At 63.8% G+C, this 20,972-nt stretch carries 19 protein-coding genes and 2 pseudogenes; 7 read left to right on the top strand and 14 right to left on the bottom strand.

Annotation, left to right across the window (positions count from 1 at the left end; translation table 11 throughout):
- Positions 1-10 precede the first annotated feature (10 nt).
- The 4 genes from HPY32_RS11110 to HPY32_RS11095 all read right to left on the bottom strand — a co-directional run bounded on the left by HPY32_RS11110 (position 11) and on the right by HPY32_RS11095 (position 3,844).
- Positions 11-1,393 carry a helix-turn-helix domain-containing protein gene (locus HPY32_RS11110; protein WP_067590424.1) on the bottom strand — a complete coding sequence of 461 codons (1,383 nt, stop codon included), beginning with the start codon at positions 1,391-1,393 and terminating at the stop codon, positions 11-13.
- A gap of 119 nt (positions 1,394-1,512) precedes the next feature.
- A complete protein-coding gene (locus tag HPY32_RS11105) occupies positions 1,513-1,941 on the bottom strand; it encodes a hypothetical protein (protein WP_067590427.1) in 429 nt (142 codons plus the stop codon).
- Between the two features lie 1,263 nt (positions 1,942-3,204).
- A complete protein-coding gene (locus HPY32_RS11100; protein ID WP_067590430.1) occupies positions 3,205-3,573 on the bottom strand; it encodes a hypothetical protein in 369 nt (122 codons plus the stop codon).
- Complete coding sequence (locus HPY32_RS11095; protein WP_067590433.1) at positions 3,554-3,844, bottom strand: hypothetical protein; 291 nt, start codon at positions 3,842-3,844, stop codon at positions 3,554-3,556. Before HPY32_RS11095 ends, HPY32_RS11100 begins: the two co-directional genes overlap by 20 nt.
- Positions 3,845-5,104: 1,260 nt before the next feature.
- On the opposite strand from HPY32_RS11095, the gene HPY32_RS11090 reads away from it, so the two are divergent.
- Positions 5,105-5,824 (top strand): DUF8817 family protein, encoded by a 720-nt coding sequence (locus tag HPY32_RS11090; RefSeq protein ID WP_067590437.1) that lies wholly within the window; start codon positions 5,105-5,107, stop codon positions 5,822-5,824.
- A gap of 41 nt (positions 5,825-5,865) precedes the next feature.
- Here the strand turns inward: HPY32_RS11090 and HPY32_RS11085 are convergent, their stop codons facing one another.
- The 3 genes from HPY32_RS11085 to HPY32_RS11075 form a co-directional block, all read right to left on the bottom strand.
- Positions 5,866-7,212: a carotenoid oxygenase family protein gene (locus HPY32_RS11085; protein ID WP_067590440.1), complete on the bottom strand. Its 1,347-nt coding sequence runs from the start codon at positions 7,210-7,212 to the stop codon at positions 5,866-5,868.
- A 376-nt stretch (positions 7,213-7,588) separates the two neighbouring features.
- Positions 7,589-8,407 carry an amidohydrolase family protein gene (locus HPY32_RS11080; RefSeq protein WP_067590443.1) on the bottom strand — a complete coding sequence of 273 codons (819 nt, stop codon included), beginning with the start codon at positions 8,405-8,407 and terminating at the stop codon, positions 7,589-7,591.
- 328 nt (positions 8,408-8,735) lie between these two features.
- A complete protein-coding gene (locus HPY32_RS11075) occupies positions 8,736-9,935 on the bottom strand; it encodes an IS110 family RNA-guided transposase (protein ID WP_171982787.1) in 1,200 nt (399 codons plus the stop codon).
- A 241-nt stretch (positions 9,936-10,176) separates the two neighbouring features.
- Between HPY32_RS11075 and HPY32_RS11070 the strand changes: the two genes are divergently transcribed.
- Together HPY32_RS11070 and HPY32_RS11065 are read left to right on the top strand one after the other, a co-directional pair.
- A complete protein-coding gene (locus HPY32_RS11070; protein ID WP_067590446.1) occupies positions 10,177-10,416 on the top strand; it encodes a hypothetical protein in 240 nt (79 codons plus the stop codon).
- Between the two features lie 427 nt (positions 10,417-10,843).
- Complete coding sequence (locus tag HPY32_RS11065) at positions 10,844-12,832, top strand: M61 family metallopeptidase (RefSeq protein ID WP_216675907.1); 1,989 nt, start codon at positions 10,844-10,846, stop codon at positions 12,830-12,832.
- Positions 12,833-12,839: 7 nt separating this feature from the next.
- On the opposite strand, the gene HPY32_RS11060 is transcribed toward HPY32_RS11065, so the two are convergent.
- Together HPY32_RS11060 and HPY32_RS11055 are read right to left on the bottom strand one after the other, a co-directional pair.
- On the bottom strand, positions 12,840-13,928 hold the full coding sequence (locus tag HPY32_RS11060; protein ID WP_231951339.1) for an IS630 family transposase: 1,089 nt from the start codon (positions 13,926-13,928) through the stop codon (positions 12,840-12,842).
- 208 nt (positions 13,929-14,136) lie between these two features.
- Positions 14,137-14,517, bottom strand: coding sequence for a hypothetical protein (locus HPY32_RS11055; RefSeq protein WP_067590452.1), 381 nt, complete (start codon positions 14,515-14,517; stop codon positions 14,137-14,139).
- 339 nt (positions 14,518-14,856) lie between these two features.
- On the opposite strand from HPY32_RS11055, the gene HPY32_RS11050 reads away from it, so the two are divergent.
- Entirely contained in the window at positions 14,857-15,717 is an 861-nt protein-coding gene (locus HPY32_RS11050) for an aminoglycoside 6-adenylyltransferase (RefSeq protein ID WP_171982786.1), read from the top strand.
- Positions 15,718-15,820: 103 nt separating this feature from the next.
- On the opposite strand, the gene HPY32_RS44540 is transcribed toward HPY32_RS11050, so the two are convergent.
- The 3 genes and pseudogenes from HPY32_RS44540 to HPY32_RS46520 form a co-directional block, all read right to left on the bottom strand.
- Positions 15,821-16,009: a hypothetical protein gene (locus HPY32_RS44540; RefSeq protein ID WP_231951721.1), complete on the bottom strand. Its 189-nt coding sequence runs from the start codon at positions 16,007-16,009 to the stop codon at positions 15,821-15,823.
- Positions 16,010-16,060: 51 nt separating this feature from the next.
- Positions 16,061-16,132: pseudogene (locus HPY32_RS46525) on the bottom strand (hypothetical protein); the annotation flags it as partial.
- A gap of 636 nt (positions 16,133-16,768) precedes the next feature.
- A complete protein-coding gene (locus tag HPY32_RS46520) occupies positions 16,769-17,065 on the bottom strand; it encodes a thioesterase, FlK family (RefSeq protein WP_373686627.1) in 297 nt (98 codons plus the stop codon).
- 99 nt (positions 17,066-17,164) lie between these two features.
- Here HPY32_RS46520 and HPY32_RS44530 point away from each other — a divergent pair.
- A pseudogene (locus tag HPY32_RS44530) lies at positions 17,165-17,404 on the top strand (ISKra4 family transposase); the annotation flags it as partial.
- A 256-nt stretch (positions 17,405-17,660) separates the two neighbouring features.
- On the opposite strand, the gene HPY32_RS11030 reads toward HPY32_RS44530, so the two are convergent.
- Positions 17,661-18,275, bottom strand: a complete 615-nt coding sequence (locus HPY32_RS11030; protein WP_171982785.1) for a class I SAM-dependent methyltransferase — start codon at positions 18,273-18,275, stop codon at positions 17,661-17,663.
- Positions 18,276-19,346: 1,071 nt separating this feature from the next.
- Between HPY32_RS11030 and HPY32_RS11025 the strand changes: the two genes are divergently transcribed.
- Together HPY32_RS11025 and HPY32_RS11020 are read left to right on the top strand one after the other, a co-directional pair.
- Positions 19,347-19,895, top strand: a complete 549-nt coding sequence (locus tag HPY32_RS11025; protein ID WP_067596005.1) for a DUF8020 domain-containing protein — start codon at positions 19,347-19,349, stop codon at positions 19,893-19,895.
- Between the two features lie 292 nt (positions 19,896-20,187).
- The gene (locus HPY32_RS11020) at positions 20,188-20,352 is read left to right on the top strand and encodes a hypothetical protein (protein WP_156674557.1); all 165 of its coding nucleotides are present in this window, start codon (positions 20,188-20,190) and stop codon (positions 20,350-20,352) included.
- Between the two features lies 1 nt (position 20,353).
- On the opposite strand, the gene HPY32_RS11015 is transcribed toward HPY32_RS11020, so the two are convergent.
- The gene (locus tag HPY32_RS11015; RefSeq protein WP_156674558.1) at positions 20,354-20,896 is read right to left on the bottom strand and encodes a hypothetical protein; all 543 of its coding nucleotides are present in this window, start codon (positions 20,894-20,896) and stop codon (positions 20,354-20,356) included.
- Positions 20,897-20,972: the final 76 nt, after the last annotated feature.

Below are 20,972 nucleotides of genomic sequence, written 5' to 3'. Positions count from 1 at the left end.
CATCATGGCATCACGGCAGCAGCCGGTTGCGGTGCTTCCAGGTCAACGCGATACAGGCGGCGGCTGCCGCCGCAAGGGGCTCATGATTCATGACTCGGCGCACATTGGCTGGCGTCCAGCGAATGCCCACTGTTCCCTCCTGGGAGGGGTAGATCTCTCCCTCCGCATTCTGGGAGACCATGCCTTTGAACACAATGTCGAAGATGTCCGAGTCGACGGTCAAAGCAGTCAGGATCTCGCCAGCCGGTGCGAGCGGATCCAGGCCGATGCCGAAACACCACGCCCGCACCTTGCTGGTTCGGCGGGCCTCGGTGAGTGTTCGGAATGGTTCAGCGTCGTAGTCGACGGGGGTTCCACTACTCCCGTCGTGCTCGGGTGCGTCGAGGAACTCCTCGGACAGCTCGCGGAGCACGTTGCGCCACATGCTGAAGTCGCGCTCGATGTTCTCCTGCCCTATCGCCGCAGGTTGAAAGACGCCTGCAGGAATGATGTGGGTCAGCCCAGCCGCGAGCGTTACCTGTGCCGCGCCGCGGCGATGAAGGAAGAAGGTATCGCCGTCGGGGGCCCGTCGGATGGTCAACGTATTGATGCTGGGCAGTACGGGGCGCCTGCTGAGGTCGAATAGATCGCCGATCAAACTGCGGAAGGGCAAGTCGTCGGGATCAAGCCTTCCTTCGCCCTGGCGGGAGATCCATGCGGCGGTGGTCTCGTGTGCAATCACCTCGCAGACATCGACCATGTCGAAATAGGTGGTGAGGCCGTATCGCATACGCGCTCCGGTCGCGTCGAAGGACACGTCGAGCAGGCGGTATGAAGTCCGATTCTCGAAAAGGGTCGGCCGAGCGATCGCTCGAATTGCCTGGCTGTAGCGCCCAAATCGCGCACCGTTCGGACGCACTGGTCGACATGCTTCCGATTCGGACTCGCCGCCCGTAATCAGCGGAGCCGGAGCAGAACTGTCGAAATCAAGACGGATAGCATCCAAATCCAATGGCTCCGAGAGCATCCAATCCGGTCGCGTGATACAGGTTGTCCCCTCGATCGCTACGGGATCCCAGTACAGCCGCGCGGCCGCAGCAGTCAGCGCATGACGATTCCGGTTCAGCGTCTGCCGTACAAGACGCCAATCGGTGACAGCATCGTCGTACGTCTCTTGCAGCTGATCGGGCGCTTCCAGCAACCCGAACGTTTCGGGCGGAAGGTCCATCGCCTGCGCGAACCGACGCAGCTGACCAACGTCTCGGCAAGTCCGCGTGCCGCTGAGGTACTTCGACACCAATGTGCGATCGATGCCGAGAACACGCGCCATCTCCTCGTGTCTGGTCAGCCCATGCGCCCTCATGTACGCCTTGATCACATCCTGAAGGCGCGAATCGTATGCAGACTTCGCCATGGAATCGGCCGTTCCGATCGTCGCGGGTGGCTATCCACCTCACGGTATCACTCATGCCGAGTCTGCTGCCAGCGATTCCGGCGATCGTCGTGCCGATCCTGTGACGAGCCTTGCCGCACCTAGCTACGAGGGATTTGCTCCCGAACTTGGCGCAGTTGCTCGGCAAGCTCGGTATCGACAGTCAGCGCCGCGACGTCGGCGCGAGCGTATCGGCCCACTATGTTCGGCTGGATCTTATGGAGGTGTACAGCGACGTGGAATTCCCACGTCCAGCCCAACAGGTCGCATGCCTCGTTGAAGTTGACCGTATCGAGGGTTCCTTGACTACGAGCGGCGATGACCGCGTCGACCTGATCGACAGTGAGCCGGTCGATGTCGACCACTGCGAACACGGCGTGAGGCTCAGTGCTGTCGGGAGGAAGATACATGTCGGCGACCGCAAGCTGTCCCCTCTCGGCGAGCACACGGATGTCGTCGGAATGCACATCGCGATTTAGGCGCTGGGCCAGCCGTTGTGCTGACTTGTAGGCGCCGAGGACGCTGGTCATCGAGTGACCTCCGGTGCAGTCAGCGTGCGAAATCGGGCAGATAGGGGCGGTTCATCTTCTTCGGTCGAGCTGCAATAGCACCCATCACACGCGGTGCACGTGACGCACCCGTCGCACGTTAGGTCGGTAAGGTGCCCACAGTCGGGATGCAGGAAGTCATCAATCACGGCTCGGTGCGGGATGAGCGGGTTGGGCCGAAATGCGTTGAGCTGTGCCATACCTGGCAATCATCCACGCACCCACCGACAAGATCGGCCAACGGAGCAGCCCCAGATGCGCGTCATCCCAACTCGATGGAATCAGCCTCGCCATAATCCCCGGATATTCGACGCAACCACCTCGGGTACTCCGCCCGGTGCCGGTCCCCTATGCCGGGCGTCGCCTCGTGGTGCCGGTCCTCCCTCGGTCTAGTTCTCCCTCATCCAGTCCCCTCCCTTCAGTATCTCGTACGCAACCTGCCCCGGTTTGCCCCGCCGACCAGCCTTCTGCACCCAACCGTCTGTCTGGCTGCCGCACGGACACTAAATGCGCCCGCAGGGTGTGTTTAGTGTCCGTGCGGCAGCCAGACAGACACCCCCACGAAAACTGCTGGTCGGCGGAGCAAACCGGGGTGGACTCCAGGGGGCGGACACTAAACCTTCCCTGTACGTCCGGCCCTTCGGGTCCAGTCATGTAGAACTACCGCAAGAACCGCAGCCGAAGCGCGACGCGTTCGCCAATCCTTGGGTAACTCAGATTGGTCAGCGATGGACATATCGGCGAACCGCTGAGGACAAATTACGCCTTGAGCAACGCGAAGCTATCGCTTCGGTACTCGATGCCGCTCACGCGCTTGATCCTAGTATGCGACGGAATGGACGCTCTGAGCTCGAAGACTTTAACGAGGCATTCAATTCGTTTTCAATCGCATATAACCGAGCAATACTGATAGTCGAGGACCGGAGAGTCTATGTTCACGTGGTATCTCTCAAGGCTCATTCATTAAGGCTGCGGGTTGACTCCGTAAAGGCCGTTCAGGCTCGCCGAGAAAGCGAGGACAACAGCGAAATGGCTACCCGCGTCCTGCATGAACACTTTCACGAAATGTCTGAGGAACTGTTCGAACTCGAACGAGCGGCACGTGAGGCGTATTCGGCAGCGCAACCCGTCAAACAAGTTCGGATGGCTAGAGTGCCTTGGCGTAGCCGCCCGCGCAACGAATCTGGATAATTGTTGGAGGGTCGAACCTGTAAGCGCGTCAACTGAAGTCCTTTACCCCAAGGGCTAGGCCGTGCGCGGTTGCCGACGGGCGAGCAGGGCGAGGATCTCGTCGCGGCTGACGGTGTCGTCGGCGCTGGCTTCGGCCGTGATCCATTCCGACAACAGCTCGTCGCGTTCGAGTCCGGCCTCTTCTGCGCGGGCTATGAGCCGTTCGTAGGCAGCGCGCGGGATCCGCAGTTCCGCGGTGAACGGGACCATCACGTCATCCGAGCTCTCCAGTGGCGGCAGGTCGACCGGCACGGCGTCGTCATCGGGTCGGATGTCGTTCCAGAGGTGGTCGGGCCAGTCCTCGCCGTATGCAGCGAGCAGTTCGGCGTGTACCTCGCTCGCGCGGCGAGCGAGGGCGGCGGTGTCATCCTTCGAACGGCTCATCGGTCTCAGCCTCCCATATCTCGAACGCGGCCAAATCTGCGTCAGTCAGTTCCCGAGCCGCGATGATCAGCGAGGTGAATCGCTCGATCTCGCGGACCGCAACCATCAGCGGACGGCCAGCGGCGGTGCGTCCTGCTACCAGTGTCACCCGAATCGGGCCGCCGAGCGAGGGACGCGCCCAGCGACGGCGCGCACCCAGCACCTCGAACACCTCGGCCGCAGTGATCCCCCGAAGTTTGGATTCTGCCCACTCGGGCAGGTCGTAACCCATGACTGGCGACCCTACCCGCCGGGTATGACGGATCGCGTCGTAATGCGGGGGACTAGTGTTCCGTGAGGACAACTTCGAGGTGCGGATTGTGGCCCACAGGTAGCCGACCGCACCCGTCGCTCTGAAGATCCTCTCCCCCATAGGATCTGGGGCTCTTCAGGATGTAGTACGACTCAAGCCCCAGGGCCACCCCCAGTGCGGTAGAAGGAAGTGCGCTCGGCACAGCGACCGGGTTGCACTCCGCCGCGACCACGCCGTCCCGCTTGGGACCAGTTTGGGACCGCACGTCATGTGCGACACCGAACGCTCCCAGCTCACACACGCTTCATACTTCGGCGCGAAACATGCGTGACGTGCGGAAATAGAAGATCCGGATTTCTGGGGGTCAAGGGGTCGCAGGTTCGAATCCTGTCAGCCCGACCAGGTCGGAGGGGGTTTCCTCCTCCGCCGGTCACGTTTCGTGGACCAATCGTGGACCACGGAGATCACCCGGGCGTATCGCGCCGAGCGGGCACGAGCACTCTCGACGGGCACGTCGAACGTTCCGGCCATCTTTCTCCCGCCGAGTTCGGCCTCCAGATCCCCACACATCCAGCCCAACCTGTCCGAAACAACATCGGCATCCCGGTAGGTTGCAGACGCCCCGTTCGTCCGCTTACCGTGGAAGAACGCTCCAGCTTCTGCGAGGCTTCCCGGTAACCGAGACCACGGAGCCGGACGAATCAGTCGACGGCGGACTCTCGCACTCAGCTGAAACCAAATCCTCTGCAGCACAACGCACCACCGCGACTTCCCCGGACACCCTCCCGACAGCACTGCCACCTCACCCGCCGCACAGCGCCCACCTCGATCGGTGTCCACACCCGCCCGACACCCGATGCGATTCGCCCACCACCGAATCCACCACATGATGTACCCGGCCGACGATCTCGAGACATTCGGCGATGGTTTCAGACCGTCTGGCCATATGCCAACGTCATAGCGGAATAGCGGGTGCCGGTTCTTTGAGCGGACCGGTCGGCCCGACCCCGGGCCGGGTGGGTTCCGCCGCTGTGGGCGTTAATCGATCGTTCAGATTGCTTGGACGACAATACTTTCCAATGCACGCAAATGCCGATGTGTGGCCGACGATCCTGTCTGCAGGCGTGGGGCGCTACTGCCCTCGTCACCGTAGGCGCCTGCAGGCACTACCGGAAGACATGCGGACTCTCGTAGAGTTTCCGGTGTACGAGGTAGCCGCCGAATGAACTGGGGGAGAACATGGTTGGCGAGACCACAGTGCCGTTGTTGCCGTGCGGATCCATCGATGACTTAGCGAAGTTCTACCTGGCGTTGGGTTTCGAGCAGGCATTCCGCCAGGTTCGCCCGAACCCGTACCTCGCGCTGCGCCGCGAGGACCTGCACCTGCACTTCTTCGGCATGCCGGACTTCGACCCGGAGAAGTCCTACGGGTCGTGTCTGGTATACGTGCCCGACACCGGTGCACTCTATGAGGCATTCGCCGCCGGGATGCGCAGGACCTACGGCAAACTGCTGGTTTCCGGCATTCCGAGGATGACCCGGCCACGTAAACGCAAGAACGCCAGCGGGTTGGCCGGATTCACGCTCGTCGACCCTGGCGGGAACTGGATCCGGATCTTCCCGTCCCCGGGTGTCGGCAACACCGATGCGCCCGTGACCGGCAAGCTGGCCAGAGCGTTGGAGAACGCCGTCGTGCTCGCGGACTCCAAGGGCGACAGTCATCAAGCGGCGAAGATCCTGGACGCCACATTGGCCCGGGAACAGGATCGCGCACCGGTCGTCGAACTCGTGGAAGCGTTGGTCTACCGCGCGAAGCTGGCACTACGGCTGAGCGACGGCGAACACGCGCGGGCCGTGCTTGCCCGCATCCACCAGACCACCCTCGACGACGAATCCCGCGAACGCCTCGCCGACGCCCTGACCGTGTGTGACCTGGAAACGGCCGCTCGCAAGATATGACCTGCCGCCGCACACAACTCAGATGACATGTCGGTGGTGGTTCAGTGGTCGGGTAGCCATGTTCCGTGGAAGCCCGCAGGGACGCGGACGGGTAGATGTACTTCGGCGACCGGTGGTGCGGTCAGGTCCGTGGCGTCGAGGATCAGCAGATAACTGGTACCACGAAAGTGGTTGTGGGCGAAGGCGATGAGGTAGCCGTTGTCGTCGCCCGCGCCCGGTCGTGGCACGAAAACTGCCTCACTGCAGGTATGCCCGGCGGGGAGGCGGTGGGCTCGCCGGGATGTCCGGTCGGTGAAGTCGTAGCGGTAGATCTGCGACCGCTCCGGTACGGGCTCGAGCGCGAAGCTGGTGACGTACCCGTACCGATAGCGTTGTCCGACATCGGCATCCGCGACTCGCGGGTACTCGATCGGGACATCGTCGAGAGGCTGCTCGACGACTCGGCCCGTGGCCGGTTCCAGCCGCCACTGATACAACCGAGGCAGCCCGCCAGCCAGATCGTCGGGACCCGCGCGCCACAGAGTGGGCACCCGGCACCCGGTGACGGTGATCGCGCCGTCGCCCTCGCAAGCGTTCATGGTGTGCCACACGTAGCAGGGCTCGATGTCGAACCACCGCACCGGTCCACCACCTCGGGCGATCACACCGAACCGGGCCCGGTGGTCGTCGTCCCAGCGCCACGGCAACCCGCCGACGCCCGCACGAGGGTCGAACACGACCGGAAGGTCCATGAAGATCGCATGGCGATCGGTGATGGCGAAGTCGTGCATCATGACCGCCCGCGGGATCGGCACCACCTGCGCCAGCAGCAACTCACCCGTCGGCGCGGCACGGTAATAGGTCAGATACGGCGGCCGCACACGATACCCGAAAAACAACAGCTCCCCCGTGCGCGGACACCGTTTGGGGTGAGCGGTCATCGGAGCCTGCAACGCGCCACCGAAGGTGAACGGCCCCACCGTCTCCAACTCGGGCGTGATCTCATACGGCAGCCCGCCCTCCTCCAACGCGAGCAACCGCCCCGCGTGCGCGACCACATGCGTGTTGGCCGTCGTGACCCGATAATCGACCTGCCCCGTGACCGGATCGACAGCGAGGGCAAACCGGGACTGCCCGCCATGCCGATACAGCGGGGTGCGGACATACCGGTTGCGATACCAGCAAGCCTTGCCGCCGGACAGGGCGACCGCGTGGACCATGCCGTCACCGGCGAACCAATGCGGCGACCACCCGGTCCGCGGGTTCGGGCCGTTACGCAGGTACACCCCGTTCAACTCCTCGGGGATCACGCCGACCACCTCCGACGGTCCCACCGTCACCTCCTCGGTGACCGGAGCATTGTTCCCCGCCAGATGCAGCGGCACGTCATCATCGGATGTGATCGCCATCAGCCGGACTCTCCTGTCCTCGACTCGACCACGCCAGGATGCCGGAACAAACACCACAGAAACAGTCTTGTCTTTACCCACCCCGTCAGCCGCCCGGACAACCCGCAGCCGCGTACCACCCCGGCCCACACCGCAGACTCGAACGACCCACACGCTCACCAGGACACCCTCCGGTAGTGGAGTTCGCCCAACCCGAGCGGCACGCACTCTTCTGCCGCTTATGGGTGGCTCGTCGAGGTGTGAGATGTGCTGCGGCTCAGAGTATCCGGGCATGCCGGTGAGCGGGCTTTGCCAAAGGGTACCGATCGTTTCCACAACGCCGTGCCGAGCGTGTGACGAGGTTATCGGCAGGACTGCGTCGTCGGGCGTCCCCGGGTCAGTCGAGGGTGAAGACGCGGGCGGTGTTGTCGTGCAGGTAGCGCTGGCGGGTGGCCTCGTCGAGGCCGAGGTCGTCGAGTCCGTCGAGGGCGGCGGGATGGGTGATCATCGGGTAGTTGGTGCCGAAAAGCACTTTGCGGCTGCCGGATGTGGTTTTCATGTAGGCGACGAGTTCGGCAGGGATGCGGCGGGGGGTGTAGGCGGAGGTGTCGATGTAGACGTTGTCGTGTTTGCGGGCCACGGCGATCATTTCCTCGGTCCAGGGGTAGCCGATGTGCCCGGCGACGATGACCAGTTCGGGAAAGTCGAGGGCCACCTGGTCGAGGTAGGGGATCGGGCGGCCGGTCTCCGACGGGCGCAGCGGCCCGGTGTGCCCGACCTGGGTGCAGAACGGGACACCGAGGTCGACACAGGCGGCATACAGCGGGTAATAGCGGCGGTCGGTGGGCGCGGCGTCCCACAACCAGGGCACCACCCGCAACCCTTTGAACCCGAGTTCGCTGACCGCCCGCCGCAATTCACGCACCGCGGGCATCGGCCTGGCCAGGTCGACAGCCGCCAGCCCAGCGAACCGGTCCGGATACGCCGCCACCCACGCAGCGACTTCGTCGTTGGAGATCAGCGCGCCCTCGCGCGGGGCGTGCCAGGCGCTGAGCAGACCGAAACCGACGTCGGCTTCATCCATCGCGGCGAGGGTGAACTCGATCGGCAACTCCTCGGTAAGTGCCTGCTGCCCGGTCCAGCGGCGCAGGGAATCGAACATGTCGTGGCGCGAGAAGCGGACGGTGGGGTGTTGCATCCAGACATCGATGGTCATGAAGTGCGGCTCCTTCCTCGCATCAGACCAGCCTGCCAGGCGGCTTCACCGACGCCTCAACGACACTCGTCGCGGATTCATCCAGGGCGCCTGAGGCAAACTCGGCGACGGCGAACACTTCCCGTGGTTCGCACCACCGCATCCGACCTGACCCAGCGGCCGGTCACCGTCGGCAGCAACGTGCGCTATTGCCGCCGGGCGGGAGTTCGGCGCAGCGAGATCAACTGCGGCGCAGAAAGTCTGGGAATGATTCGGGGGTGAACCCGGGCTTTGGCTCGAACGTGTTCATTGAGGGAGTTCGCTCACAGGGGGATTCTCAATGACTTTGTCAAGCCGGAACGGTCCCCGGGGCGGGCTGGTATGGGGTTCTCGTTCGGAGCATCGCCCACAAGACATTGAGGCGTCGCCGGGCCAGGGCGATAACAGCCTGGGTGTGGTTTTTGCCCTCGGTTCTCTTGCGCTGGTAGTAGCCCCGGGAGACCGGGTCGTGGATGGCCGCGATTTGGGCGGCGAGGTAGCAGGCTCGCAGCAAGCGCCGGTCGTAGCGGCGCGGCCGTTTGAGGTTGCCGCTCACCCGGCCCGAGTCCCGGGGAACCGGGGCCAGACCGGCGACACCGGCGAGGCGATCGACGCTGTTGAAGACGGTCATGTCCCCGCCGGTCGCGGCGATGAATTCCGCGCCGAGCAAGGCTCCGAAGCCGGGCATGCTCACGATGGTTTCGGCGTGGCGGTGGCGGCGAAATCGCTGCTCGATCATCGCTTCGATCTCGGCGATCTCGATGTCGAGCTGGATCACCTCCTGCGCCAGGCGGGCCACCATCGCTGCGCCGAGTCGCTGGCCGGGCACCGCGGTGCGCTGCGATCGAGCCGCTTCGACCGCGGCGCTGGCGACGCGGGCGCTGTTGCGGGCCTTACGTTTACGCAACCATGCCTCGAGGCGGGCGGTGCCGATCGCGCGGAGCCCGTCGGGGGTTTGGTAGCCGGTGAGCAGGATCAACGCCGCTTTGTTGTGGGCCAGATCGAACGCGCGCTCGAGAGCGGGGAAGTATTCCAGCAGCTGGGCGCGCAATCGGTTGATCGCGCGGGTGCGGTCGCAGCCCAGGTCGGTGCGCCGCGAGGTGAGGATCCGCAACTCGATCGCTGCTTCGTCACCCACGCGCAGTGGCTGCAAGTCGCGGCGCATACGGGCCTGGTCGGCGATGATCGCGGCATCTTTGGCGTCGGTCTTGCCGTCGCCCCGATAGGTGCCCGAAGCCCAGTGCACCGTCCGTCCGGGAATATAGAGCAGCCGCTGGTCCCGACCGAGCAACAGGGCGATCAACAACGCGGCCCCACCGTGGTTGAGGTCGATCGCCCACGTCACCTCGGCGTTGTCGACCAGGCCCGTGACGGCCTCGATCAGATCCAGCAGAGCGGGTTCGTCGTTGGCGATCCGGCGCGAGAGCCGTCGCTTGCCGTCGGTATCGATGACGACGCAGTGATGCGCCGATTTACCGGCGTCAATACCAGCCCACAGATGTTGTCGCACGACCACTTCCGTTCTCCACACGTTGTTCGGTTGTCCGGCAGACGACTGCGCCGTCGTGTCCTTACGAAGCGATCGGGTCGCGTATCTCAATCAGCGGTCGAGTCGTCGCGGAACGCCGGGCGGCCAATCCCCCTGGGCCATCAGCGGCTGCACCATGAAAGCCATACCCGACGCTCCCGGGTGCAGGAAAGCCTATGGCAGCCAGTAGCTTCCAGCACCCGAGAAGAAAGGTAAGGAAACCATGAAACGAATCATCGCGGGCACTGTGTTCGTAGGGGCGATTGCGGCAGGAGTCGCGATCACGGCGGGATCGGCCGCCGCCGACAACGGTGTGATCCACGTACAGGCGACGACTACCGACACGGCACCGGCGCCTGGCGCTTCGGCCAAACCCGCTGCGACAGCGATCGAGTACGGACTGGTGGCGAAGACCGGCGGTGGGGTGCACGCCGACGCGACCGCCATCGGACCATCTCGCTGAACGGTCATTGCGAAGCTGTCTTCGCGAGAGTGGCCACCGGCGGCCCAGACCCAACGGGGCCGAGGGCTCTCTCTCCTCCGCGCGCTGCGCAACCTGCCGTCCTTACGAGCACTGCCTTCGAGCGCCAAAACCAGTGCCTACCAGCGGGTTACGCCACATCCACCCGAAATCCTGCCAGTCACCGCACCGCGCGACAGGTATGACGCAGCCCACACACGCTCCTCGCACACCGCGATACCAAACCTCGTAGTATGGACAATTAGTTCAGCAACGAAGGGACGCTCGCCGACCCGTACAAACCATGTGAAGCGTCGACGTCGGAGGAGGGGATGGGGCAGGCGGTCGTGGCGACCGCACCGTACGCAAACTTGTTGCCGCTATGGACTGACTATCTGTAACGACAATCGGTAGGTCCTATCCTTGGCTGATGAACACCAGCCGCCGGGGGCGGGCATTGCGTCTGATTCGTAGTGTCGACAAGAAGGTCTGTGTGACTCGGGGAGTGTCGTTGTCCAAGTTTCGTATTATCGGTGCTGTTGGCGTCGTCGTTCTCATTGTCCTGGCAGGCTCGCTGTACTTCGGCTTGCGCAACAAGCCCGAAGAAGCTCCGGTGACTCGGAAAGCGATCTCCGTGGCGGTCGACGTGACCGATCTGCCGCAGCGCGTGATCCAGGTGAAACAGACGATCCCCGTTCGGCCGGGCAAGGTGGATTTGCTTTTTCCGCAGTGGCTGCCCGGCAACCACTCTCCGTCCGGTCCGATCGACAAGATCGCGGGCATCGCCTTCACCGGCGCCGGGAACAAGCTGGAGTGGAAGCGTGATCCGCTGAACGTGTATGCGTTCAAGGTTACCGTGCCCGACGGCGTAGAATCGATCGACGCGAGCTTCCAGTACTTCACTCCCACCGATTCCGCTCAGGGCCGCGTGGTGATGACGCCGAATATGCTGAATTTGCAGTGGAATGCCGTGGTCCTGTATCCGGCCGGTGCTCCCGTCAGTGAGATTCCCTTCAACGCGAGCGTCACCTACCCGCCGGGATTCGAGGCCGGTACCGCGCTGGAGGTCGCCGGTAAGGACGGCGACACCGTGAAATACAAGACTGTTCCGTTGGACGTCCTCGTCGACTCGCCCGTGTATGCGGGGCGCTATCACAAAGAGTTCGACCTGGCTCCCGGCGCGAAAACGCCTGTGCGGCTGCAAGTATTCGCAGACGCACCGGAGCAGCTCAAGGCCAAGCCCGAGCACATCGAGCTGCACAGGGCTCTGGTGCGACAGGCTGTGAAACTGTACGGCTCACAACACTACGACCACTACGACTTCCTGCTGTCGTTGTCGGATCAGCTCAGCTCCAACGGGTTGGAACACCAACGATCCAGCGAGGACGGTGAACCCACGGACTATTTCACCGGGTGGAACCCCGCGGTCGGCAGCGACGATCTGCTCGGGCACGAGTACACCCATTCCTGGAACGGTAAGTTTCGACGCCCGGCAGACCTGTGGACACCCAACTACAACGTCCCGATGCAGGACAGCTTGCTGTGGGTCTACGAGGGTCAGACGCAGTATTGGGGCAACGTGCTCACCGGCCGGTCCGGCCTGCGACCTGCGGAAGTCTCTCGCGATGCGTTGGCTTCGGTAGTCGCCGCATACACCGACAACCGGCCCGGACTCACCTGGCGCAGTCTGCAAGACACCACCAACGATCCCATTATCGCGCAGCGGCGTCCGAAGCCGTACCGGTCGTGGCAGCTCAGCGAGGATTACTACCAGGGCGGGCAACTGGTGTGGCTGGGGGTGGACGCGCGTATCCGCGAACTGTCGGGAAACACAAAGTCACTCGATGATTTCGCTCGCGCGTTCTTCGGTGTCGACGACGGTAAGTGGGCGTCACAGAACACCTACGGCTTCGACGCCGTCGTCTCGACGCTGAATCGCGTGGTCCCCGATGATTGGTCGAAGTACCTGCGCGATCGCCTCGACGGAAAGGAACCGTTCGCCGCAAGTGTCGAGAAGACGGGGTGGAAGTTGGTCTACGACAACCACCCAGGTGCCTTCCTCACGGCTCAGATGAAACAGGCTGAGGGCGCGGTCAACTACACCTACTCGATCGGTCTCAACGTGTCCGGTGAAGGCAAGGTCACCGACGTGCGATGGGACGGACCCGCATTCAAGGCAAAAGTCGGCTCCGGGATGACGGTGGTTTCGGTCAACGACGCCCCCTATTCCCAAGCCACAATGGAAGCCGCAATCGAGGCGGCCAAGACAGACCCCGCACCGATCCGATTGCAGGTGAAAGACTTCGATCAGACACGGACCGTCGAACTGGACTATCACGACGGCCTCCGTTACCCGCATCTGCAACGCATCGACGGCACCCCGGACTACCTCACTCAGATCCTGGCCGCACGGAACTAGTGCCTTGTCACGCAACCTTCGGTAGGTAATCGGGTCGCCGGATCTTGGAGCCGACAGCGAAGTTGCGGACAGGTCCGGCGTGCTGGTTACGCCAGCGGATGTAGTCGCCGATGACCGCGTCCTGCTCGTCATGGCTGCGGTGATCGGTACCGTTCAGCGCGAAGTAGCGCAGGGCGGCGAACTCGCATTCGATGCGGTTCAGCCATGAGGAGTAGGTCGGCAGGAACACCAACTCGATCTGGTTGGCGGCGCACCACTCTCGCACCTCACGCCGTTTGTGGACCGAGTAGTTGTCGCAGATCAGGTACAACTTCTCGCCCGCCCAGCGGGCCCGCAAGGTCTTGAGGAAGGCCAGAAATTCGGTCCAGCGTTTGCGGTCACGGATCCGGTAGTACAACTGCCCGCTGCGCAGGTCCAGGGCGCCGAGCATGTGCCGCACGCCTTGGGTTCTGTTGTAGGTCGCTCGCAGCCGCTTGGGCCGGCGACGCGTGAACCAGCCGCGACCGGGCCGCGGCTGCAGATTCAACGGACCGAACTCGTCCACACAGATCACGCGCCCGTCTGCGGGTGGATGGTCGTAGAGGTCGAGCACCCGGTTCATCTTCTCGGTGAACTCGGGATCGTTGCTGGCCTTCCAGGTTTTGGTAGCCTGCCACGACACCCCACCGGCCTTCAGGATCCTGCGCAGCGTCTCGCGGCTGATTTCGGCGATCCTGTTGACCGCCAATACCTCTCGCAGTTTCGACAGGCTCCACGTCGTGAACGGCCAGCCTAGATCGAGGGGGCAGCACCGGGCGATCCGACAGATCCGATCACGCATCGCCTGATCGGTCTTCGCCGGTCTGCCCCCTCTCCATTTTGGGTCGAGCGCCTCGAAGCCCTTCTCGTTGAAATCGTGGATCACTTGCCGCACATACGATTCCGATACTTGCATCAGCTTCGCGATGAACCCGACCGGCTGATGCTGCGCCGAGGCCATCACCACCACCGCCCGCCGCATCCGCACTGGTTGCTTGCTGCGCCGGGCGATCTGGGCCAGCTTGCGACCCTCCTGCGGGGTCACCGCTCTGACGAACACATCCGGCTTCCGAGCCACCGGCACCACCTCCGCCAGGCAGCATCACCGGCCGACCAGTGGCGAGCAACCCGACACCCCGACGATTAACGCATCAACCTTTCCGGACGAGGCACTAGCGCCACACCGGGCCGAGCTGCATCACCGGAGGTCTGCTGCGAAGTTCTTCACTAGGAGCCTCGGACTATCAGCATTGACCTGCGCCTTTACCGTGGGGTCTGCATTGCCCCTACCAGAAGTAGACGCCGCCGCCGGCGTGCAGGGCTTGTTCGGCGACGGCCTCGATGTTCGACAGATGCTCGGAGATGCCGTCTACGTACCACTCGCGGGTGTGCGACTGGTCGCCCTGTGGTGCGATTGCGTCCAGGTGTGTTCGAAGCAGCGCGCACTCTTCGAGAAGTTCGGGAACTGCGTCAGGAGGCACGGTGAAGGGATTGCCCGATGCCAGGAGCGGGAACCAGTAGGCGCCCAATGCTTGGACGGCTGCCGAGCCCCATACGGTTGTTCGCCATTTTTCGAACCCGGCGAAGTTCCCGCCGGGTTTGGGAGGGTCCAGGTCTCGTTCCGTGCCATCGTCTTCGACGACGAAAGCTTGCACGATAAGGCTCATTCACCAAGCATGCACCTGTGGTCGCGGCGGGCCGAACGTCTTTTCACGCCGCATGGCGCGCCGCCTCGGTTCGAGGGTCCCGGGTTCGGTCTCCATTCCATGCTTGGACTGCGAATTCGTAGCTCGGAGCGACGGTTTGGAGAAATGGACAAGTACACAAATATCCTGGTCGCTGTGGAGCTCCATCCGGAGCGCGACCTCGAGCATCGGGTCCGGCGGACGAGAGTCGTTGTGGCACGAACGTCCGCAACTGCCGATGTGCGTGCAATGCATCTGCGAGGATGCGAGGTCGGTTCCGGCGATCGGGGTGGCATCAAGGGTTCGTGATAAGAGTTGTGCGTGGAGTCTGCTGCGGAAGTACTTGACCGTATCGTCGCGTTCGCGGCGTCCCATGACGGCATCGAGGCGATGATCCAGACCGGGTCGCGGGCACGCAACCAGCGTGTCGATCGTTTCTCCGATCTCGATATCGAGCTCATCGGCACCGCAGCGCCCGCGTTGGCCGGTGATGACAGTTGGGCGGCCCCACTCGGGAACCAGCTGGTGAGCATTCATCTGGCCAACGAGGAAGACGACGAGCCGGACTGGCCGACCTACCTGATCGTCCTGGCCGGCGGCCGAAAGGTCGACCTGACCCTCGCCGGTCCTGAGCGGATCACCCGGATGATCGAGGGTGGTCTGGACGAACTCTACCAGCGCGGTTACCTCGTCCGTCTGGACAAGACCGGGCTCACCGACGGGCTTCCCGCCGCAGCGGGCCCGCCAGTGGGGAGTGGACCGACCGAGCTCGAATTCGTCACCAACGAGCGGGAATTCTGGTTCGAGGCCACTCAGGTCCCGATTTATATCGCACGTGGTGATCTGTGGCCGGCTCAACTGCGGATGGCAGAACTGCGGTCATTGTTGCTGGAGATGCTGCAATGGCATACCCGGCTGTTGAGCACACGCCCGGTCGACACCTGGCACAACGGCCATCACATAGGCGAATGGCTGGCCCCCGCCTATCGGGACCGGCTGCCTGAGCTGTTCGCCCACCATACCCGCGAGGATCTGGCTCGCGCTCTACGCGCCGCGACCGAGCTCTACGCGGACGCGGTCGCGGAAATCGCTGCCGCACACCCGCTTCCGGACCTCAGGCTCCTTCCCGCGGTCACCGAGCACATCAACCGGATCCTGCAGTTCTCCGCTTCGCCACAATGAACGTTCTGCATCGCCACCGAGCAGGCGTCCGGTCGGCCGTCCATGCCCGGCCACAGATCGGTTGTCTTGCAACGCAGCCGTCCCGAACGCACTGTATTTCGCGTCAAGGGGCAGTTTCCTCCCGGACTTGCCCCGCGCTTCGCCGCGCATCGGCGACCATCCGGGCGTAAACGGTGTTGGACAGGCGTCGCTTCAAGGCGCGCAGCGTCTCCTTGTGGGTTTTGCCCGCAGCCTTGCGCTGCGTGATGTAAGCGCGGCCACCGCCGTAGCCACCATGCTGGATCACCGCCATGATGTGCAACACTCGGTTGACCTTGCGATTTCCGGCACGAGAAAGCCGGTGCCGCTTCTGATCTCCCGAGGACGCATCCAGCGGCGCGGTGCCGTTCCAGGACGCGAACCGGTCCCGGGCCACGAAGCGACGGATATCGCCGACATCGGCGAGCAGCCGGGCCGCGCCGGGCCGATGCCGGGCAGCTCCATCAGCGTGGACCCGGTCGCGGCGACCGACTGCCGTAATTCCTTGTCCGCAGCCTTGATCCGGGTATCGACCCCCTCGAGGCCGTCGATCAGTTCACCGACGACCCGCAGCCGGATTCGCACCGCGGGACCGGTAGGTGCAACATCCTAGGCCACGGCCCGGACCTGGCCACAGAGTGCGCGTCCACCGGGTCGGTGTTGCGGTCGGTGCCGGTGGCGAACACCCGCACCTGCGCCGACAGTTTCGCTGGCACATCGATCACGGTTTCCCCGTCGTGCACCAGGCGGTGCGCCAGATGGTGGCCGAGTGTCTGTGGGGGTCCATGCCGATGATGACCGTCACCGGTGTCCTTTTCGTCGAACCGAGCAGGTACCGTGCGGGAAGGCACCGCTACTTCGAGCCAGGGCACGTCCCTTTTCAGCCACACCCCGCACGGCACCCGGTGGGCTGCAAGCCATTAGAGAACCACACCAATGACAACGGTGGGCAGCCGCCTACAGAGCGGCCCACCGGGCACCTGGACCAGATTCAGGCCGGGAACTGGCCCCGCCGCCAATGCTGAGTAGCCGCTTACAGGGTGGTCCGGCGGCCGAGAGTCGTTGTGGCACAGAACGTCCGCAACTGCCGATGAGCGGGTGTTCTCGGCAACGCCCGGTGCTGCTGTTTCAGGTTGCCGGGTGGTCGATCTCGGAGCGTCGACACCTGCGCCGCCTTGTCGGTCACTCGGTCGATGAGCCGCTCGGTGTCGATCACGGCGCGATGGTGAGTGCCTTGACTGATGGTGTCGCGATCGTCGCTAGACAGGACCGACCATCGAATTCGGGGACCGGACACGGCGGTCACCTCGACCTCGACGATGACCGTCATACCGGGCAGCGACGGCGCGACATGGCTGACATCCACGCCGTCGGGATCATTGACCTCAAATCCCGAATCATCCACGAGTGGATAACCACCGAAATCTGCTACGACACAGCTTTGGCCACAGGCTGGCCCATCGCCACCGGCCTGATCGAAGGCGCAGCCCGCCACCTGATCGCCGACCGCCTCGAAATCACCGGCAGCAGATGGGGACTCACCGGCGCCGAAGCCATCCTGCGCCTGCGAGCCCTGATCGGGATCGGCGACTTCCCCACCTACTGGAACCACCACCTCACCCAAGAACACCAACGCGGGCACCCCAACGACTACCAACACGCAGCCTGATAATCCGTCCCTCCAGCGGCGCTACACCCATCCGGGAATCACCATGCCTGCCGCCCTGACGGCGGCTGCCGTCCGCAATCACCTGTGAATCAGCTGCCCGAACTCGTCCGCGCCCGATAGCTTGCCACCGGTCTCTGTCGGGACACTTCCACTGGGGCACGGTCAGCAGCGATCCGAGATCGACAGACTGCACATCCCTGTGAACACCGGCGACTCATGTTGCGGCGGAACGGACCGGTCGAGGCTGGGACCGGATTCACGGGCGGCGGGCGGTCAACAGCCAGGCAGGTAGCGGACCGTGCATCGTGGTCGGGCGCAGCAGTTCGATGACCCAGTCGCCGATGAATGCCGCGCGCATCTGCTGCTCGGAGAGCCGACGGGGACCGGGCAAATCCTCGGCGGCGTCACTGATCGCGAGGACGTGAACCAAGCCACCGGGGCGGCACACACGCCGCAGGGCAGCGACATAGCGCGCGGAGTCGGGGTCGGAGAAGGTATGCAACAGGCCAGAGTCGACGACCGTGTCGAATCGGCCGTCGTAACCGGCCAGTTCACGGGCATCGGCGACCGCGAATTCGACGGTCGACCCGCGCTGGGCGGCCTTGGCCCGGGCATGGGCGAGAGCGGACGGCGCCGCATCGACACCGGTCACGGCGTATCCACAGGCCGCCAGGTACAGGGCGTTCTCGCCGGTACCGCACCCCGCGTCGAGCACCTCGCCCTGGATGGCTCCGCCGCGTTCCAACTCGATCACCGTCGGCTGCGGTTCGCCGATATCCCAGGCCGCTGCCTCGACCACCGAGCCGTCCGGCGGTTGTGTCCGATAGACAGACTCGAAGTACTCGTTGATGCCCTGCTCTGAACCAGACATGATGCTCCCACTATCAACGTTCTTAGTTGGATGTGCGGCTTGCCACGCGATGCCGGGCCCGTAGCCGCCGGATGCTTGTCCCAGGGCCGTATCCCCAGAAGCATCGTTGTACCGACAGAACCAGCACACCAAACGATTTCGCCCGCTCATTCTGGCAGCGCAGGCGGTCCCCGAGCCTCCAGGAAAACCCTGGATTACCTCGACCCCTGAACGACCTTGCCGCCGAATCGATCTCCGGGTACATATCCGGGTTCGCCCTGATGCCCGATACCGCCCGCGCCGAATGCTGGGTCGCCACGACTTCGGTGCCGGAACGTTTTGCAACCGGCTGGTGCATCCCCGGTCCGTGGGCCAGCCGAACGCACTCAACTCGGCAGTTGAGGACGTTCTGTGCCACAACAACTCTCGTCCACCGGATCGCCCCGTAAGCGGCATGAGCGCACACTTTCCGGACTGTGGTCCGGCTGCCGTCTCCGCATCTGCGAGCTTCTACGGTGCGACCCAGTCGATCGGCTCGGGGAAGCAGCGTCGGGGCGGGTTGGCGCGTGTGGCAACGATGACGCGGACAAATCGGAACATCGGTGACTATGATCGGCCCGATACTGTCGCCGACCAGCTGCAGTGATTGTCGGAGGGCGGATTCGCGGCCGAAATCACCTGGGCCGAACAGGATCTCGCGATTCTCGTGGCAATCTGGCGGGATGACGCGCGATCCGTCGAGGCCGCGACGAATGGTCCGCGAGACGCGTCTTGGTCGCCTGGGCACCCGGAGACCGAAAAAGAAATTGGAATGAGCAGAATTCAGTTTCCAAGGCACCGAACCGAATTAAATCGAACGTCCGATCAGTTGTGTCCGAAAACCGCGCTATGCGGCACCGGCAATCAAGAGGACAATAAGAAATACCCGGCATCGGCTTGCTGCTGCCGGACAATTGAGTCCTGTTCGGGGGCAGGATAGTTGGATTCTATGTTCGATTCGTCGCCGCTGCCGATCGGGTTCACCGTGATCGCATCCGATCACAGCGCACCCGTGCAGCGGGGCGGATCGACTCACGATTGCAGGTGACAATCATGCGAATTGCGAAGCTGGCGGCGGCTGCTGTGCTTTCGGCTGCGGCACTGGGTATCTCTGCGGTAACTGCACATGGCGAAGCGGGTGTCGCCACGCCCACGGTGAGCGGTGCGGATCAGGGTATCGCGTACACCACGACATTGGCACCGGACCGGTCGGCGGTGACGACCACGCTGGCGTCGGGCCGGTTCCAGGTGACTCCGGACGGGACGGCGGCGACGGTGCTGTCGCCCACCGGCACCTTCGTCGGCTCGGTACCGCTGGTATACGACGTGGCCGGGCGTCAGGTGCACGTGGTCCCGCAGGTCGACCCGGCCGGAACGACGCTGACCGTGCGCCCGGCCAACCCGGCCGACATCAGTGCCCCGACTCCGGAAACCGTTGCACTGCAGAACATCGGTCTCGTCACCCTCGGGGCCGGTGTGGCCATCGGCTGCGGTATCGGCGCGGTGATCGGCGTCTTCTTCTTCGTTGTCGGCGCGATCGTCGGCTGCGCCGTCGGCGCTGTCATCGGCGGCGCTATCGGGTTCTTCACGCCCTCGCCGTGATCTAGATCCCGCGACCGCCGCCTCGGTCGCCAGAACCGGACCGCCGACCTGCCAGGCCATCAGGTCGGCGGTCCACTCATAGTTGATCGATGACGGATCACGCGGTATCGGCCCGCCTCACCACCGAGCAACGCGAATCCTTACGCGAGCTACTGCGATTGATGCTGGAGGCATGACACGAAAGACGCTCGCGGACAGCTTCGCCTCCGTCAGCAGGAGGGCCGCCCAAGGTCTTCCGCGATCGGAGGAGATGACGCGATGTCCGCGATCAGCCGAGGAGCGCAGCGCACGGTTGACGACTTCCCGATGGAGCCGGTCGATCGACGCCGGGCAGGTGGCGGTCGAGGAGGTCTTCCCGCCCGTTCTCGCCGCGCAGGCTCAGCTCCGCGGCGAGAACGGGCGCATCGGCGGATGGGTGCCGACCTTTTCGTGCGCGGCGAGGTCTCGAGCGAGCTGAGTCAGGATACGGCTACCTGGAAATTCACCGCCGCCGTGACAGTTCCTGGAGCGCCCGCTTCCCCGTAGTAGAGCACGCTGCCTCCGGTATAGGTTTCTCCCTTGGAGGTGTCGTCCGCGATCTGCACCTTGGGACGAAAAAGAATGTCCCCCGACAACTGTACCGGGCCGGAATCCCCGATCGGCCGAATGCTACACAGCAGCTCGTTCCCTCCGGTGTCGGGCTTGACCGCACAACTAGAGACACCTCCGGGTATTCCGTCCACCGCGATACTGTCCTGGGCGGGGAAGGTCACCTTCGGCGAGGCGGCGGTGAAGATGACATCCAGTGGATCGCGCCCGAAGGTCACAGAATATGTCCCCGGATTCTGAAGCTTGTAGAGGACCTTGGCTTCTACGTTCGCGCCGGGAGCTCCATCGACACTTGCCGGCGGTCCGGCCTGGGCGTATATCGGTGGTGCTGCGTTTGCGGTCGTGGCGAGCAGGACCGTAGTAGCAGCAATTGCAAGTGTCACGGCCGGCGCTGCGATTACTCTGATGGTCATAGATCCTCCCGGTTCGGAAATCGCACTTCTGTGTATGTCACACGGTATGTAATTTTCACATACCACAACAACTTCG

Origin of the sequence: Nocardia terpenica (genome assembly GCF_013186535.1) — a bacterium.
In the GTDB taxonomy this organism is placed as follows: domain Bacteria; phylum Actinomycetota; class Actinomycetes; order Mycobacteriales; family Mycobacteriaceae; genus Nocardia; species Nocardia terpenica.
The sequence above is the reverse complement of the archived record's forward strand: the minus strand, read 5'-3'. Positions and strand labels throughout refer to the sequence as shown.